The organism is Dermacoccus sp. 147Ba (assembly GCF_004151355.1).
Classification (GTDB): Bacteria; Actinomycetota; Actinomycetes; order Actinomycetales; family Dermatophilaceae; genus Dermacoccus; species Dermacoccus abyssi.
In genome coordinates this window covers 1-15,467 of the sequence record NZ_SEHL01000007.1, presented here as the reverse complement: position 1 = coordinate 15,467, position 15,467 = coordinate 1, and the positions used below count along the sequence as shown (strand labels likewise).

The 15,467-nt window shown below is 66.2% G+C and carries 12 protein-coding genes and 1 pseudogene; 6 read left to right on the top strand and 7 right to left on the bottom strand.

From position 1 onward, the window contains the following. Positions 1 to 3: 3 nt before the first annotated feature. A complete protein-coding gene (locus tag EVU97_RS10090; protein ID WP_165357938.1) occupies positions 4 to 171 on the bottom strand; it encodes a helix-turn-helix domain-containing protein in 168 nt (55 codons plus the stop codon). Further along, complete coding sequence (locus EVU97_RS10085; RefSeq protein WP_129665516.1) at positions 168 to 1,343, bottom strand: PucR family transcriptional regulator ligand-binding domain-containing protein; 1,176 nt, start codon at positions 1,341 to 1,343, stop codon at positions 168 to 170. The genes EVU97_RS10090 and EVU97_RS10085 overlap by 4 nt, the downstream gene beginning before the upstream one ends. Before the next feature lie 217 nt (positions 1,344 to 1,560). Here EVU97_RS10085 and EVU97_RS10080 point away from each other — a divergent pair, with 217 nt between their 5' ends. From EVU97_RS10080 to EVU97_RS10060, 5 genes and pseudogenes are all read left to right on the top strand, one after another. Then, the gene (locus EVU97_RS10080) at positions 1,561 to 3,117 is read left to right on the top strand and encodes an aldehyde dehydrogenase family protein (protein WP_129665514.1); all 1,557 of its coding nucleotides are present in this window, start codon (positions 1,561 to 1,563) and stop codon (positions 3,115 to 3,117) included. Then, positions 3,117 to 4,283 (top strand): CaiB/BaiF CoA-transferase family protein, encoded by a 1,167-nt coding sequence (locus tag EVU97_RS10075; RefSeq protein ID WP_129665512.1) that lies wholly within the window; start codon positions 3,117 to 3,119, stop codon positions 4,281 to 4,283. Before EVU97_RS10080 ends, EVU97_RS10075 begins: the two co-directional genes overlap by 1 nt. Further along, positions 4,283 to 5,473 (top strand): annotated as a pseudogene (locus EVU97_RS10070) (acyl-CoA dehydrogenase family protein). The gene EVU97_RS10075 and the pseudogene EVU97_RS10070 overlap by 1 nt, the downstream one beginning before the upstream one ends. Before the next feature lie 152 nt (positions 5,474 to 5,625). Then, positions 5,626 to 6,987, top strand: a complete 1,362-nt coding sequence (locus EVU97_RS10065; protein ID WP_129665510.1) for an NAD-dependent succinate-semialdehyde dehydrogenase — start codon at positions 5,626 to 5,628, stop codon at positions 6,985 to 6,987. 173 nt (positions 6,988 to 7,160) lie between these two features. Next, positions 7,161 to 9,221: a heavy metal translocating P-type ATPase gene (locus EVU97_RS10060; RefSeq protein WP_129665508.1), complete on the top strand. Its 2,061-nt coding sequence runs from the start codon at positions 7,161 to 7,163 to the stop codon at positions 9,219 to 9,221. Between the two features lie 39 nt (positions 9,222 to 9,260). Here EVU97_RS10060 and EVU97_RS10055 read toward each other — a convergent pair whose 3' ends face one another. Continuing rightward, entirely contained in the window at positions 9,261 to 10,562 is a 1,302-nt protein-coding gene (locus tag EVU97_RS10055; protein ID WP_165357937.1) for a M1 family metallopeptidase, read from the bottom strand. A 433-nt stretch (positions 10,563 to 10,995) separates the two neighbouring features. Here EVU97_RS10055 and EVU97_RS10050 point away from each other — a divergent pair, with 433 nt between their 5' ends. Next, positions 10,996 to 11,202, top strand: coding sequence for a helix-turn-helix domain-containing protein (locus EVU97_RS10050; RefSeq protein WP_240730196.1), 207 nt, complete (start codon positions 10,996 to 10,998; stop codon positions 11,200 to 11,202). Positions 11,203 to 11,519: 317 nt separating this feature from the next. On the opposite strand, the gene EVU97_RS10045 is transcribed toward EVU97_RS10050, so the two are convergent. The 4 genes from EVU97_RS10045 to EVU97_RS14980 all read right to left on the bottom strand — a co-directional run. Beyond that, positions 11,520 to 13,391, bottom strand: coding sequence for a DEAD/DEAH box helicase (locus EVU97_RS10045; RefSeq protein WP_129665504.1), 1,872 nt, complete (start codon positions 13,389 to 13,391; stop codon positions 11,520 to 11,522). Then, positions 13,385 to 13,633, bottom strand: a complete 249-nt coding sequence (locus EVU97_RS15440; protein ID WP_083669149.1) for a DUF2188 domain-containing protein — start codon at positions 13,631 to 13,633, stop codon at positions 13,385 to 13,387. Before EVU97_RS15440 ends, EVU97_RS10045 begins: the two co-directional genes overlap by 7 nt. Before the next feature lie 12 nt (positions 13,634 to 13,645). Continuing rightward, positions 13,646 to 14,848 (bottom strand): XRE family transcriptional regulator, encoded by a 1,203-nt coding sequence (locus EVU97_RS10035; RefSeq protein ID WP_165357936.1) that lies wholly within the window; start codon positions 14,846 to 14,848, stop codon positions 13,646 to 13,648. A 2-nt stretch (positions 14,849 to 14,850) separates the two neighbouring features. Then, positions 14,851 to 15,467, bottom strand: a 617-nt coding sequence (locus tag EVU97_RS14980; RefSeq protein WP_165357935.1) for a hypothetical protein, incomplete at its 5' end; no start/stop codon positions are given.

The window sequence follows — 15,467 nt, the reverse complement described above, 5'->3', positions numbered from 1 at the left end:
CGCTCACCTCGCCAGGGCGAGCCAGAGCAGGGCGCGCACGTCAGGATCTGCGAGGTCGAGCCCCATCGCCTCCTGAGCCCGCCGCACCCGCGAGGACACCGTGTGCCGGTGGACCTTCAGCTCCCGCGCCGTCGCATCGAACGACCCACCGTGACGCAGGAAGGCCGTCACCGTGACGCGTAGAGACTCCGATCCGTCGTCGCTGAGCCGCTGGAGCACCGGCCCGCCCACGCGTCGACGGCGCGCTCTATCGCGGGTTGGGCCAGAACGACGTCAAGGGCTGCCTCGCCGTCGACAACAGGCACTCCGCGGCGCCGCGCGGCTCGCGCGGCAAAACGCGCGCGCTCGAGCGCCCCCGCGGCGTCACCGCCCAACCCCGCATGCCCAAGGTGACTCCCGGGCACTGTGATCGGCTTCGGAGCGACGGCAACGAGTTCGTCGCCGTCAATGCGGAAGATGGCGTTGGCCTCGGCCGACGCCCGTTCGGCCTGTGCTCGCCACACGTCGGACCGCGCCGTCGCGGTGGGGTACGCGACGAGGGCGACAGCCGTGTCCGGAGACAGGCCGAAGTGGGTCAACTCCCCGGGGGAGTCGCGGCCCTCCTCGAGCTGGTGGAGCAACGCCCTGCCCAGGTCGTCACGGAGCTGCGTCAGCCGTTGCGGCGTTTCCATGAGCAGCGACAGGCACGAGACGACGTGTTGGAGCGCGAAGCGCTCCGAGGGCCCGAGCGGCGGCGTCGACGCTGTGGCCAACCATCCGTGCTCGTGGGCCTGACCGATGAGGGGGTGCACCTCCACGTCGTCGGCGCTGAGCACACGACGACCACGCGGGAGGCGCCCCGCAGCCTGCAGGTGGAAAAGTTCGTCGACAACTGGCCCCTCGCCGACGGCCGCGCCGTCCGCGGTGAGCACCACGACGGGGCGCTCGAGGAACGTTCGGGCCGCACTGACCACCGCCTCGGCGCCGTCACGCAGTGCGACGCGTGTCAGACGACGCTGGAACTCCACCGTGTGACGCAGCGCGCGCCGTTCCGCTTCGGCCACGTGATCCGCGCCGACGCGCACGATGCTGACGAAGGGGGTGGGCTCGGGCACGACGAGCAGCGGAAGTCCGAACTCGACACAGGCTAGGGCCACCGCGTCCGGCACGGTGTCGTGCCCGACACCCACGCCGAAGCCGAGCGCACCGACGTCGTGAGCTGCAAGGCGCTGGACGTACGCGCGGCACTCGTCGTGCTCCGCAGGAAGCCGTTGCCCCGTGGTGAGGACGAGTTCACCGCCGTTGAGGTACGGCGTGGGGTCCAGGAGCTCGATGCCGTGCACCCACGTCAACGGTGTCGGCATCGCCGTTCATCAGCCGCAGACGCAGCTCGTCCCGCCCGAGCAGGGCGCGCAGCGTGAGTTTCATCGGGCTCCTCCCCTCGGGCGCCATCGCGAGTATCCATTGTGTCGAACAAGAACGTCCGGACACGCCAACTCGTCCAGTTACATGCGCAGCCGGCCCTGCATACCGTGGCAGGCAAGGCCGTTGCGGCTCACTCAGGCAACGAAGGACGTCAGCATGACTCAGTTCGACCTTCCCGGATCGCCGGGCGGGGCGCGTCACACCGCCCGTCTCGAAGCAGGAGCATCCGCCGCGAGCGACGCGAGCTTCGACCCGCGCACCGGGGGTACCAACGGCGCGATCGCCCACACCTCGGCCGCGCAGGTGGAGCAGGTCGTCACCGCTGCCGGGGCTGTCGCGGAGCGCTTCGCGCAAACCTCCCCCGCCGAGCGGCGTGAGATGTTGCGAGCCGTGGCCGACGCCGTCGACGCCTCCGCAGCCGAGCTCGTGTGGCTCGCCGACCGCGAGACCGGGCTCGGCGAGACCCGCCTCAAGAGCGAGGTCGCGCGCCTCGCGTCCCAGCTGCGCTTCTACGCCGACGTGTGCGCCGAAGGTTCGTGGCTGCGCGCCACCCTCGACGAGGCCGGCGACGGCTCGTCCAGCCTCGCCCGCGTTCAAGTGCCCCTCGGGCCCGTCGCGGTCTTCGGCGCGAGCAACTTCCCGTTCGCTTTCGGCGTCCTGGGCAACGACACCGCATCGGCCCTCGCAGCAGGTTGCCCTGTCGTCGCGAAGGCGCACCCCGCCCACCCCATGCTCAGTGTGCGACTCGGTGAGATCGCCACGTCCGCCCTTGCGTCAGCCGGCGCGGCCGCAGGCGTGTTCGACGTCGTCGTCGGCTTCGAGGCCGGCAAGCAGCTCGTGCTCGATCCCCACGTTCGTGCCGTCGGGTTCACCGGTTCGCAGAACGGCGGCCTCGCCCTGTGGCGACTGGCCAACGAGCGTCGCGAGGTCATTCCCGTCTTCGCCGAGATGGGCACCGTCAACCCCGTCGTCGTGACGACGGATGCCGCAGCGGAACCCGGGCGCGTGGCCACAGGCTTCGTCTCGTCGATGACGCTCGGGGCCGGCCAGTTCTGCACCAAGCCTGGCCTCCTCCTCGCACCGGAGGGCGCCGGCCTGGCGGACGCGCTCGGCGCTGCGGTGTCCGCCACGCAGGTTCACCCCATGCTCACGGCAGCGATGGCCGCTGGGGTCTCGCGTGGTGTCGAGGCCTACGAGGCCGCCGGCGGCCAGGTCATCGGGACGGGCTCCGGCGCGAGCGCCGGGTGGTCCGCCGCGCCCACCGTCGTGCACGTTCCCGCCGAGCTGTTCACCCGCGAGAGCGTCTTCGCCGAGGAGTGCTTCGGCCCCGTTGGCCTCGTCGTCGAGTACACCGACCGCGCCCACCTCGAAAGCCTGCTCGCGCAGCTGCAGGGCAGCCTCGTCGCCACCGTGGCGAGCAGCGGCCCGCACGACCCGGAGACGGCGGACCTCGTAGCGCTCCTCGCCCGATCCGTGGGCCGCGTGACGGTCGACGACTGGCCCACCGGCGTCGCGTGGACGTGGGCACAGCAGCACGGCGGACCTTGGCCCGCGACGAGCGCCCCGGCATCGACGTCCGTGGGCGCCGCTGCCCTCGACCGCTTCACACGGCCGGTCACCTTCCAGAACCTGCCCGACAGCGCGCTTCCTCCGGCCCTGCGCCACGACAACCCCTGGGGCCTGCCGCGACGGATCAACGGACGGATGAACTGATGAACGAACACTTCCCCGCCACCCCGAGCTCGAGCGGCACGCCGCTCGACGGCATAAAGGTCGCCGACTTCAGCCGCGTTCTCGCCGGCCCCTTGACGACGATGACGCTGGCCGACCTCGGCGCCCAGGTGCTCAAGATCGAACGCCCCGGTGTCGGCGACGACACCCGCCACTGGGGTCCGCCGTGGACGACGCACAGCTCCTCCTACTTCGAGAGCGTCAATCGCACCAAGCGCTCCATCGGCCTGGATCTCAAGGACCCCGAGGACCTCGCCGTCGCTCGCGAGATCGCCGCGGAGGCGGACGTCGTCGTCGAGAACCTCAAGTCCGGCACGATGGCGCGCCTCGGCCTCGGCTACGAGGATCTTGCCGAAGCCAACCCGGGGCTCGTCTACTGCTCCATCACCGGCTTCGGCTCGGGCGAAGGCGCCTCGATGGCCGGGTACGACTTCCTCGTCCAGGCCGTCGGCGGCCTCATGAGCATCACGGGCGACGCCGAGGGCGAGCCCATGAAGGTCGGCGTGGCCCTCGTCGACGTGCTCACCGGCAAGGACGCCGTCATCGGCATCCTCGCGGCGCTCAACGAGCGCAGCCGCAGCGGTCGCGGCCAGCACCTGGAGGTGACGCTGCTCACGAGCCTGCTCGGCTCGCTCGTCAACCAGTCGTCGTCCTACCTCGCGACGGGCCGCAGCCCGGCGCGCATGGGCAACGCGCACCCCTCCATCGCGCCGTACGAACTCCTGCAAACCGGCGACGGCCCGCTCGCTGTCGCCTGCGGCAACGACGGGCAGTTCGCCCGGCTCACCGAGGTGCTCGGCGTGCCGCAGTTGGCAACCGACGAGCGGTTCGCCACGAACCCCGAGCGCGTTGCCCACCGTGACGACCTCGTCCGCGAGTTGGAGGCCGCGCTGGCCGCCGCGTCGGCCGACGAGTGGTCTGCCCGCCTCGGCGAGGTCGGGGTTCCGGCCGGCGTCTTCGGCGACATCGCGTCGGCGATCGACCTGGCCGAGCGCCTCGGCCTCGAGCCGACGCTCGACCTCGGCCCGGAACACCCGCGCCAGATTCGACACCCGATCACCTACTCGCGCAGCAGGACCCAACCTGCGACGCCACCACCCGACCTGCCCCAGCGCACGAACGACGACCACGACGAAAAGGAAGCCTGATGTCCACTGCCACGAAGATGCCCCCGCTCAACCCGCGCGATCTGGCAGGCATCGACGACCTGCTGAGCGACGAGTAGAAGGCGATCCGCGCGACGGTTCGCACCGTCTGCGAAACGACGGTCGACCCGTATGTCGCGGAGTGGTTCGAAGCGGGTGAGCTCACGGACGTGCGCGAACTGGCACGCGAGTTCGGCCGCAACGGCTTCCTCGGCATGCACCTCGAGGGCTACGACTGCCCCGGCATGAGCGCCACCGCCTACGGCCTGGGCTGCCTCGAGCTCGAGGCGTCGGACTCCGGCATCCGTTCGCTCGTCTCCGTCCAGGACTCCCTCGCGATGTTCGCGATCCACCGCTGGGGCAGCGAGGAGCAGAAGCAGCAGTGGCTGCCGAACACGGCCGCCGGCGAGGCCATCGGCTGCTTCGGCCTGACCGAGCCCGACCACGGCTCCGACCCCGCGTCGATGCGCACGCGCGCCCGTCGTGACGGCGACGACTGGGTGCTCGACGGCCGCAAGATGTGGATCACGAACGGCTCTGTCGCCGATGTCGCCGTCGTGTGGGCGCAGACCGACGAGGGCATCCGCGGCTTCGTGGTGCCGACCGACACCCCCGGCTTCTCCGCGAACACGATCAAGCACAAGATGTCGCTGCGCGCGTCCGTGACGAGCGACCTCGTCCTCGACGGTGTGCGTCTGCCCGCGGACGCGTTCTTCCCCGAGGTCATCGGCCTCACGGGCCCCCTCTCCTGCCTCAACGAGGCCCGCTACGGCATCGTCTGGGGCGCCATGGGCGCGGCTCGTTCGTCGCTCGAAGCGGCGATCGACTACTCGAAGGAACGCGAGCAGTTCGGCAAGCCGATCGGCGGCTTCCAGCTGACGCAGGCCAAGCTGGCCGACATGGAGCTCGAGTACGTCAAGGGTGTGCTGCTCGCCCTGCACCTGGGGCGCCGCAAGGACGCGGGCACCGTGCGTCCGGAGCAGATCAGCCTCGGCAAGCTCAACAACGTGCGCGAGGCCATGGAGATCTGCCGCACCGCGCGCACCATCCTCGGCGCGAACGGCATCTCCCTGGAGTACCCGGTCATCCGGCACGCGAACAACCTCGAGTCGGTCCTCACCTACGAGGGCACCGTCGAGATGCACACGCTCGTCGTCGGCCAGGCACTCACCGGTCTGCCCGCGTTCCGCTGACGCACGCCGCCCCGGCCGATCTGCACCTGCCCCGCCGTCGTTTCATCCACCGGCGGCGGGGCAACCCGGTAGAAATGGGTGAGCGCGAGAGCCGATCGAGGCCGCCTCACCCACCAGACTGAGACTGATCACATCCCCCACCGAGGAGAATCATGAGCGCCTCGCAGTACGCCGTCACCGACCCGCATGACGGCAACGTCGTCGAGACCTACCCCACCGCCGACGCGTCCGACGTCTCGCGCGCCCTGGACGCCGTGTCGTCCGCGTACAAGAGCTGGTCGCGCACCACGAGCGTCGCCGACCGCGCTGCGCTCATGAAGCGCGCCTCCGAGCTGTTCTCCGAGCGCACCGACGAGCTCGCCGCCATCATCGAGCGCGAGATGGGCAAGCCGACGGCCGAGTGCGTCGAGGAGGTCGAGTTCTCGGCCGCCATTCTCGGCTACTACGCGGACAACGGCACCGAGTTCCTCAAGGACGAGCCGATCGACCTTCTCGACGGCGAGGGCAGCGCCCTCATCCGCCGCTTCCCCATCGGCCCGCTGCTGGGCATCATGCCGTGGAACTTCCCCTACTACCAGGTGGCCCGTTTCGCGGGCCCGAACCTCGTGGCGGGCAACACGATCATCCTCAAGCACGCTCCGCAGTGCCCCGAGTCGGCAGCCGCGATCGCGGAGATCTTCTCCGAGGCCGGGTTCCCCGAGGGTGCCTACGTCAACCTCAACGCCACGAACGAGCAGTGCGCCGACATCATCGCCGACCCGCGCATCCAGGGCGTCTCGCTCACCGGTTCCGAGCGCGCTGGCTCCGCCGTCGCCGAGATCGCCGGACGCAACCTCAAGAAGGTCGTGCTCGAGCTCGGCGGCTCCGACCCGTTCATCCTCCTCAGCACCGACGACATGGACGCCACGGTCCAGGCCGCCGTCGAGGCGCGCGCCTACAACACCGGCCAGGCGTGCAACGCCGGTAAGCGCTTCATCGTCGCCGACGGCCTCTACGACGAGTTCGTCACCGCCTTCACCGAGAAGATGAAGGAGACCTCGGGCGCCTCCCCGCTGTCGTCCGTCGCGGCGCGCGACAACCTCGCCTCCCAGGTCGACGAGGCCGTCAGTGGCGGCGCCACCTTCGTCGGTTCCGAGAACGACGACGTCGACGCGAACGGCGCCTACTACCCCGCAGGTGTCCTCACGGGCGTCACGAAGGACAACCCGGCCTACTACCAGGAGCTGTTCGGCCCGGTCGCCATGGTCTTCAAGGTCGGCTCCGAGGAGGAGGCCGTCGAACTCGCGAACGACACCCCGTTCGGCCTCGGCTCGTACGTCTTCACCACGGACTCCGAGCAGGCCGAGCGCATCGCCAATCAGCTCGAGGTCGGCATGGTCTTCGTCAACGGCGTCGGTGCCGACGGCGTAGAACTGCCCTTCGGCGGCGTGAAGCGCTCCGGCTTCGGCCGTGAACTCGGCCGCTACGCCATCGAGGAGTTCCTCAACAAGAAGCTCATCCGCGTCATCGAGTGATGTGCATTGCGTGAGATCCCCTGGCTCCGATTCGGCCGGGGGATCTTTCGTTGGTGCGTCGTGGCTTCACCTTCTCGGAATATACCCCCATGGGGTATAAGTTGACGCGAGTGAGGAATGCAGCTCCGCCCGGCGCAGGGGTGCGGGGCGGTGTAGCTCGTGAGGAGGAGTGAATGGAACCCGAGACATCTGGCCACAACGATCACGCAGGACACGGCGACCACTCAGGGCACGGAGGCCACGCGGGCCACGGCGACCACGTCACGATGTTCCGGCGCCTGTTCGCGATCATGAGCGTCGTCGCGATCCCCGTCATCGCGTTCGACCCGATGTTCGCCCACCTCGTGGGTTACTCGCTGCCCGAATCGGGCTGGACGCGCGCGATTGCACCGGTGCTCGGCACCGTCATGTACGTCTGGGGCGGCAAGCCGTTCCTCACCGGCGGCGTGAGCGAGGTGCGTTCGCGCAAGCCCGGCATGATGCTGCTCATCGCGCTCGCGATCACCGTCGCGTTCGTCTCGTCCTGGGGTGCCAGCCTCGGCGTTCTCGACGACGAGCTGTCGTTCTGGTGGGAACTCGCGCTCCTCGTCGTCATCATGCTGCTCGGCCATTGGGTGGAGATGCGCTCGCTGGCGCAGACGTCCTCGGCACTCGACTCCCTCGCCGCACTGCTGCCCGATGAGGCCGAGAAGGTCGACGGCGACCGCGTCGTCACGGTCTCCCCCGACGACCTCGTCGTCGGTGACGTCGTCATCGTCCGCCCCGGCGCTTCGGTGCCTGCGGACGGGCGCATCGTCGACGGCAGCGCGTCGATGGACGAGTCGATGGTCACTGGCGAGTCCCGCGCGGTGCGGCGCGCGAAGGGCGACACCGTCGTCGCGGGCACCGTGGCCACCGATTCCGGTCTGCGCGTGGAGATCACGGCAACGGGCGACGACACGGCCCTCGCCGGCATCAGCAAGCTCGTGAGCGAGGCGCAGAACTCCTCGTCGCGCGCTCAGCTGCTCGCGGACAAGGCCGCCGCGTGGCTGTTTTGGTACGCCCTCGGCGCGGCCGTTCTCACGGCGATCGTGTGGTTCGTCGCCGACCGTCCCAACGAGGCCGTCATCCGCACCATCACGGTGCTCGTCATCGCGTGCCCGCACGCTCTGGGCCTCGCCATCCCGCTCGTCATCTCGATCGCGACGGAGCGCGCGGCGCGCGCCGGCGTGCTCGTCACCGATCGCCGGGCGCTCGAGTCGATGCGCACCGTCGACACCGTGCTGTTCGACAAGACCGGCACGCTGACGAAGGGTGAACCGACCGTCACGGGCGTGGAAGCGGTCGAGGGCCGCAGCGAGGACGACGTGCTGCGGCTGGCCGCCGCGGCCGAGGCGGACAGCGAGCACCCCCTCGCGCGGGCCATCGTCGCAGCGGCCGACGAACGCGGGCTCGACGTTCCGCGCGGCGGCGACTTCACCTCGTCACCGGCCGTCGGAGTGCGCGCGGACATCGACGGCACCGTTGTCGAGGTGGGTGGGCCGCACCTCCTCGAACAGAAGGGCGCCCGCGAGCTGCCCGTCGCCGACGAGTGGCGTACCGAGGGCGCGATCATCCTCCACGTCCTCGCAGACGGCGAGATCATCGGCGCACTGAAGTTGGCCGACGCCGTGCGTCCGGAATCCCGCGACGCGATCGATGCCCTTCACGCTCGAGGCGCGCAGGTCGTCATGATCACCGGAGACGCGGAGGCCGTCGCGCACCACGTGGCGGACGAGCTCGGCATCGACCGCGTCTTCGCCGGCGTGCGCCCCGAGGACAAGGCCGCGAAGGTCACCGAGCTCCAGGGCGAGGGGCGGAAGGTGGCCATGGTCGGCGACGGCGTCAACGACGCACCGGCTCTCGCGCAGGCCGATGTCGGCATCGCGATCGGCGCGGGAACGGACGTGGCGATCGGGTCGGCGGGCGTCGTGCTCGCGAGTTCCGACCCGCGTTCGGTGCTCTCGGTCATCGAGCTGTCGCGCGCGACGTACCGCAAGATGAAGCAGAACCTCTGGTGGGCCGCCGGGTACAACCTCGTGTCGGTGCCACTGGCCGCGGGCGTGCTCGCACCCGTCGGGTTCGTGTTGCCGATGAGCGTCGGCGCCGTCCTCATGTCTGCCTCGACGGTCGTCGTGGCGCTCAACGCACAGCTGCTTCGCCGACTCGACCTGCGACCGCAAACGTGGGCAGAGCGCTCCCCCGCGGACGACTGATCGTGCCTGCGGGTTGAACGAGCGCGCCCCCGACCCGAGCTAACCGCTGATTCCGTAGTCCGCCCACACCGACGCGAGGCTGACGGGCGAGTGCTTCTGCGCCAGCGCCTTGAACTGCCCACGGGTGATGTTCGCGTGGCGATACGTCGTGGCGAGCTCCTTGAGGAACGCCGTGTGACGCGGCGCGTTCTCGCGCAGGTACGAGCGGTCCATGGCGTAGCGGATGGCGCGTTGCGCACCGTAGACGTAGTTGTAGCGGCTCGTCGCGAGGTACTCCGGCCCACTGCTTCCCGCGAGCGTCGACTTCACGGGCGTGTAGGCCCCCGCGATGCCCGCGTGACGTGCGTAGTCGTTCTGCAGCAGGACGGCGAGACCTTCGTGGATGAACATGACGTCACGCCAGTCCTTGGCCGTCACGGAGTTGCCGAACCACATGTGCGCGTTCTCGTGCGCGATGAAGCTCGGAGACCCGTCGACGAGCGAACGCTTGTACTGGACGAGACCGACCTGCTCCTGGCCACCGACGGGGAAATTCGTCAGCGTCAGCCCACCGGACTGCGAGAACGGGTACGGGCCGTACAACCGGGCGAAGTAGTCGAGCGACTTCGCGGTGTGGGTGACGAGGTTGGCCGGGACGCTCGCCATGCCCGCGTACAGGTACGGGACGCTCACGCCTGCCGCGGTGAGCTTGCCGCGCTTCACGGCGAGACCCGGCCCGACGGTGAGCCCGGGGTTGTAGGACGAGACCCGCTCCGGAATGACGATGCGCGTGTTGACCATGCTGCCGTCGCCGAAGGTGTGCGGGGCAGGCGCGCCGTAGGCGATGATCTGGTTGGCCTTCTGCGTCGAGATGCTGATCGCGTACGTGGCCTTGTTGTCGATGCGATCGTTGCTCGGGTACCAGAACACGGCCACCTCGGGCTCACCGGAGAACGTCGTCACGGTGCCGTTCTCGATGACGCCACGGGTGCCTCGGTTGAGGAGAACCCGGTTCCAGGGGATGTCGTCGTACCTGACCTGGAGCGTGAACGACTGCCCCTTCGCCAGAGAAACGCCCGTGATCGACCACTGATACCGCGTTCCGGCCGCCTTGAACGGCTTGCTCACACCGTTCACGGTGACGCTCTTCGGTACGAGCGCGAAGTCGATGAGGAGTGATGTCGTCGCGACCTCGGCACGACACGTCATCGTCGTCGCTCCGTAGACCCGGGCATGTGTGCCGCTGGCGCCGGTGCGAACGGTGTCACCGATGGAGTAGTGACTCACCGAGTACCGGGAGTCGCCCTTGTTCGGCAACTTGGAGTCACCGGTTGTCGCCGAGACAGGTGACGATCCTGCCACCCCCAGCAGCCCCGCCCCGCGCCTGCCGCGAGCAGGGTACGGCGTGAAATGTGCCCACAGCACTCGAGATGAGTCATCGTGCCCCCAATGTGTTCGGCACCCACGACCCCACCGCTGCCGAGGCTCGCGGTCTCGTCGGTGTCGATGAATCTGATCCATCGACTCTGTCAGGTCGGTGGACCTGGCTGGGTGCTTCTCAAACCCCCGCAAGCCTCTGCGGACGCTGATTCACCGCGTTCTTAGGGGGTCGAGGCCGTCGAGACCGGCGCGAGTGCGTGGTCCGATCATAGATGAGCGGGGCCCGGTCACGGAAAATTCGACGCAGAGTCAAACCCGTTTGAACGCCTCGACTCGCGCTGAACTGCTCGATGGCTATGCCTCGGGTGTCCCGGTGAGGCTGCTGGCGGAACGGTTCGGTGTGCATCGTTCAACGGTGCGCGAGATAGCCGCGAAGGCCAAGATCAGCCCGCGTCGACGTTCGCTCTCGGAGCGAGACGCGCAGGAGGCGACTCGCCTCTATACGGATGGGATGACGCTCGTCGAGGTCGCCGCTCGGCTCGGTGTCGGTGATGAGGCTGTGCGTGCCGCGGTGGTCGCCTGCGGCGGAACCATCCGCCCTCGTGGGCGGCGTGCCATGTGAAGCTTAAGGATCCGCTCGGTGTCGCTCATCTATGAGGATGATCTTGAGCTTCAGAACTGGCAATAACGTTGGCACGCTGCCAGTTCTAATCATTTGGTTCAAGCGATCGCAACTCTTCCTGAAGAACAGCAACGTCAGCAGCTGCCTTCCGCAGCATCGCCGCTCCACATTCAGCACAGTACCCCTTCTCCGGCGTTCCTGGGCCCGGCTCCTTCACGACGAATCTCGTATTGCCCTTCATGATTTCGTGGTTCTTGTTTCGAGAACATCGCGATAGCCGCTCAGCAGTCCTCACGGACAACTTCAACAACACTGATCTAGTCGCTGGCATCAGCGAGCTTCCCTTCAAGCTCGTTTTGAACGACATCGGCGATGTCATCCAGCATGGAGATTGCTCGCTCAAGCGCCTGAGTGTTCTGATCGCGACGCTCGTTGTTTTCGATCCCCAATTCAGTGTTCACCGCACGATTCATGAGTACAATCACCGCGGCCAAATTATTCTGTGCGCCGGTTCCTCCAAGGAGTGCGATGCGGCGTCCTGCGGCACGCTGTCCGAGCGCATCACAGATGCGATTGGCCGCCGACCGAGTTTGCTCATTGAGTCGCCGACGCAACATCTGGCGGTGTGCCTGAGGCTGGACTGGGATGCGCTCCGGAGTGTCTGGAACGGGACGGTGACGCGCCTGCCCAAGGCGTCGTTGAAGCTCGCTTCGGTCGAGGCCCAAGCTCTCAAGGTCTAGACCTTGTTCACGGAGGACGTTCATTGCGTTGTCGATCAGCGTGTCGTCAGCCGGGTCCAAGTAGGGGTCTGCGAGAAACCGATCAATGATCTCTTGAGTGACGTCCATGTCGTGAGCAAGGCGACGACGGCGCCCCGTAGAGTCGCTGTCGCCACCGGGTACTATCTCATCAGATTCGAGCCAGTCGTGAATCAGCTCTTGATCACCGCGGTCAATTGACTTGAAGTCATCCCAGAACCGATCAATGTTCAACCCGACATGTGAGACGATGACTCCTTGGTTGTCCGCATGCCCTGGAGCGTTCTGCACGTTTACTCTCATTGCACGCCCGACGAACTGAATATATGGACTAAGCGAACGGAAAGGACGGAACACTGCCGCAACAGACAAGCGCGGGTGATCGAATCCCTCACCGAGCATTTGAACTTGGACGATCGCATCAAGGGTGCCGTTTCGCAGTTCCCGGAGGACTTCTTCGCGTTCATCTGCGTTTTGTCCACTATGAATTTCTCGTGTATTGATGCCTCGCTCCTGGTAGAGGCCACGAATCTGTCTGGCGTGGTCGACCGAGCAGGCGACAGCAATCAGTTGATGCGGTAGGCCACCTTCTTGGAGATGGCGAAGCCACTGTATCGAATGGTCAACGATAGAGATGTTGCTCTGTGGTGCAAGGGCAACACCCTTGGAGTACCAGTCGTTCTCACGCATCTCCATAACTTCCGAGAGGGTGTGCTGGTATTCATCGCCACGATACGTGAAGTACAACTCGCTCGGCGCAACGTTCGACGACGTCATCTCCTTGATATAGCCGCACTGCATCGCATCTCGAAAAGTGTACTGGTAGATCGGCTCACCCTCGACGGGCTGTTCATCAGCGCGGAACGGTGTAGCGGTAAGGCTGAGAACGCGTGCCGACGGGAATCTCGCAAAGACGTTCTGCCAACTTGGCGCAGCATTGTGATGCCCCTCGTCGACGATGATCAGGTCGAAATAATCTTCGGAGAAATGAGGTAGCCATCGATCTGCACGTTCAGCTAGCTGGTGAATATTGGTGACCACGATGTGTGCGTCGTCGCAATCGCTGAGGTTGGCATCGGCGTCCAGAACCGCACGGAAAGGGCCGGCGCTCATGTCGGCCAGCACACCTGCTCTGCGGTAGAAGTTGTCCGAGCTGGAGACGTTGACGGCCTCTGCGATCTGATCGCGGATCGTCAGGTTGGGCGCTATGACAAGCACCCGGCCCCTCGCAATCCCAAATGGTAAGACCGAGATCAGCCCAGTCTTTCCGCATCCCACAGGATTTTGCTCGATAGCACGTTGACCTCCTCCGTTGAAGAACTCCATCGCAGAGGTCCAACCTTCTTGCTGAGGTTCACGGAGCGATTGGTTGCCTCTGATTGCAGCCGGCGTCTCCTGGAAAAGGGCTGCTATTTCGGTATTGGTCAGCATCTCTTATCCCTTAGAAGACCGAGGATCGTTACCTGGAGCGATAGTGTCTTGCTCACGGATCGTCCCTCGCCGCGACCGGACTTGGAGCTCGCCACCCCATCACCACTGAGAATCTCGCGGCCGCGTTTGATCCCATCGGATTGCGTAGGGGTGATAGCACTTGCCCGCTTGGCACCAGGTTTGCGCACCTCCCACTTTCCGTCGTCACGAGCCTGCACGAGGCGCTTGTTCGGCTTGCCCATTTGGGTTCTCCCTTACTGATCACGAGCTTGAGGGCTCGCCTGGTTCAATCGTGGTAGTAGTGAGACGACCTTGCGCCCGTCGCTCGTTTTCTGCGCCGTTTGAGAGTCCAAGGCTTCCTCGGATGGAAGCGGAGTCCTTGCCGTCACCGTTCGGAAGAGCTCGGTCGGCACACGGCACTGTTCGACGAGATCGTGTTCGACAACGCCCTCTTGTCTGAGGAGCTCGATAGAGCGTGGCAGAAGGGAGGGGTGCTCTATTGTCGTGATGAGGCCGGGCTCACTGCGTCGCCATCCTCGTGACGACAGCGTCATCATCGCGTTGCGGTAGGAAACATCGTTCAGTCGACCAAGTCGACGTGCCCTGAAGAGAAGGGCCTGGATGCTCACGCCCCAGTGCTCTTTAAGTTTACCGAGGGCTACCCACGCAGCCCGGTTCATCGCCGACGGTAGTTCGTCTGCAATCTCCGCAGCTGGCATGAGGAGTTCTGATGCGAAGCGGTGTGCCTGTTCCTCGACAATGCGGCCGCCTGGTTCGGCGTCTGCGTGCATGACGAGGTGTCCAAGTTCGTGGGCGACATCGAAGCGCTGCCGATAGTAGTCTCGCTTAACGGGGTTCAACACCACGACCGGCCGCAGCCTGCTGTCGAAGGAATATGCGTCAACTGAAGCAGCTTGCTCAGGACTGAAAACAACGAGCACCCCGTGATTTTCTAGGGCGCGAACAAGGTGTCCAACGGAGCCAGCGTCCATACCCCATGCGCTTCTCAGCTCTCGGGCCGCCTCTTCCGGTGAATCATTGTCAAGTTCGTCAGTGTTTACTGGCGAGCTTGGAATATCTATCCCCGGGAACTCGACGTGGCGCTCAATCGATTCGGAAATGTCGAGAGCCACCTGTCCGTAGGCGAATGCCTGATCTCGTGCAAGTTGGCTAGTTGATCTCAGCGAGCGGAAATGCGGCAGTGCGCTGACTTTCGCGATGTCGTTCGGTCGCGCAGCGAAGAATCCGGGGTTTACAGATAGGCCGAGCGCAAGCTGAGCCACGGTGGCCGCCGTTGGGCGCTTGGCTCCAGTTTCCCATGCGGATACGGCGGTCGGGCTCTTATTGACTAATGATGCAAGCTGGCTCTTACGAAGACCGGCTAGATTACGTGCCAGGGTTAGGCGTGCGCCATCAAAGAAGACGGCGGCCGAGGCCGTGCGATCGGTATCGCTCACTCTCAGGCGTCCTTCCGGAGATCGTGGTGTTCGGCCGCGGGACGGCGCAGACGGACGGGAGCGTCAGGTGCATCCTCAGGACCTGTCGGCGCAGGCTTAGTCGGGCGGAGTCGACCACCGTCATCCGGCGGCAGCTGCAGTAGGTCGTGGCGCCAATACCAGGCCGAACCGCCCCCGGCGTTCAAGCGGGGCTGACCGATCGTCAACTCGCGGTTGCCATGGTCAGCTTCCAGTGAGTGAGCTACAACGAGGGTGCGCAGATCGAGTTGGGGTTCGGACACCGCAGTGGCGAGTCCAGCCTGTTCGTCTGCCGTGAAGTGGTCAAACAGCGTGGGCTGATCGGCGTACGTGCTGGGTTGCTGTGCGACTCGCTGCTTGGTCGGGCTCTTTTGGGGCCACGAAAGCCCGTCAAGCTTGCCGAACGGTGCGGAGGCGAGAAGCCAGCGGACTCCACCGTGCGCCCAGCCAGGGCTACCACTCAAGTTCGCCCGTGACACCAAGGTCGGATCGATGTCGGGAAGCGTCGCGATGTCGCGATCGGACAACTCAGCATGAAGCACATCTAGGCTCAGCTCGCCGTCGATGTTCTCAGGTACGGAATAGTTTCCGCAGGAGAAGA

Excerpts from the sequence above, each read along its gene's own strand:
- EVU97_RS10065 (WP_129665510.1), top strand. The coding sequence starts at position 5,626 with ATGAGCGCCTCGCAGTACGCCGTCACCGACCCGCATGACGGCAACGTC.
- EVU97_RS10045 (WP_129665504.1), bottom strand. The coding sequence starts at position 13,391 with ATGCTGACCAATACCGAAATAGCAGCCCTTTTCCAGGAGACGCCGGCT.
- EVU97_RS10075 (WP_129665512.1), top strand. The coding sequence starts at position 3,117 with ATGAACGAACACTTCCCCGCCACCCCGAGCTCGAGCGGCACGCCGCTC.
- EVU97_RS10080 (WP_129665514.1), top strand. The coding sequence starts at position 1,561 with ATGACTCAGTTCGACCTTCCCGGATCGCCGGGCGGGGCGCGTCACACC.
- EVU97_RS10085 (WP_129665516.1), bottom strand. The coding sequence starts at position 1,343 with ATGCCGACACCGTTGACGTGGGTGCACGGCATCGAGCTCCTGGACCCC.
- EVU97_RS10060 (WP_129665508.1), top strand. The coding sequence starts at position 7,161 with ATGGAACCCGAGACATCTGGCCACAACGATCACGCAGGACACGGCGAC.
- EVU97_RS15440 (WP_083669149.1), bottom strand. The coding sequence starts at position 13,633 with ATGGGCAAGCCGAACAAGCGCCTCGTGCAGGCTCGTGACGACGGAAAG.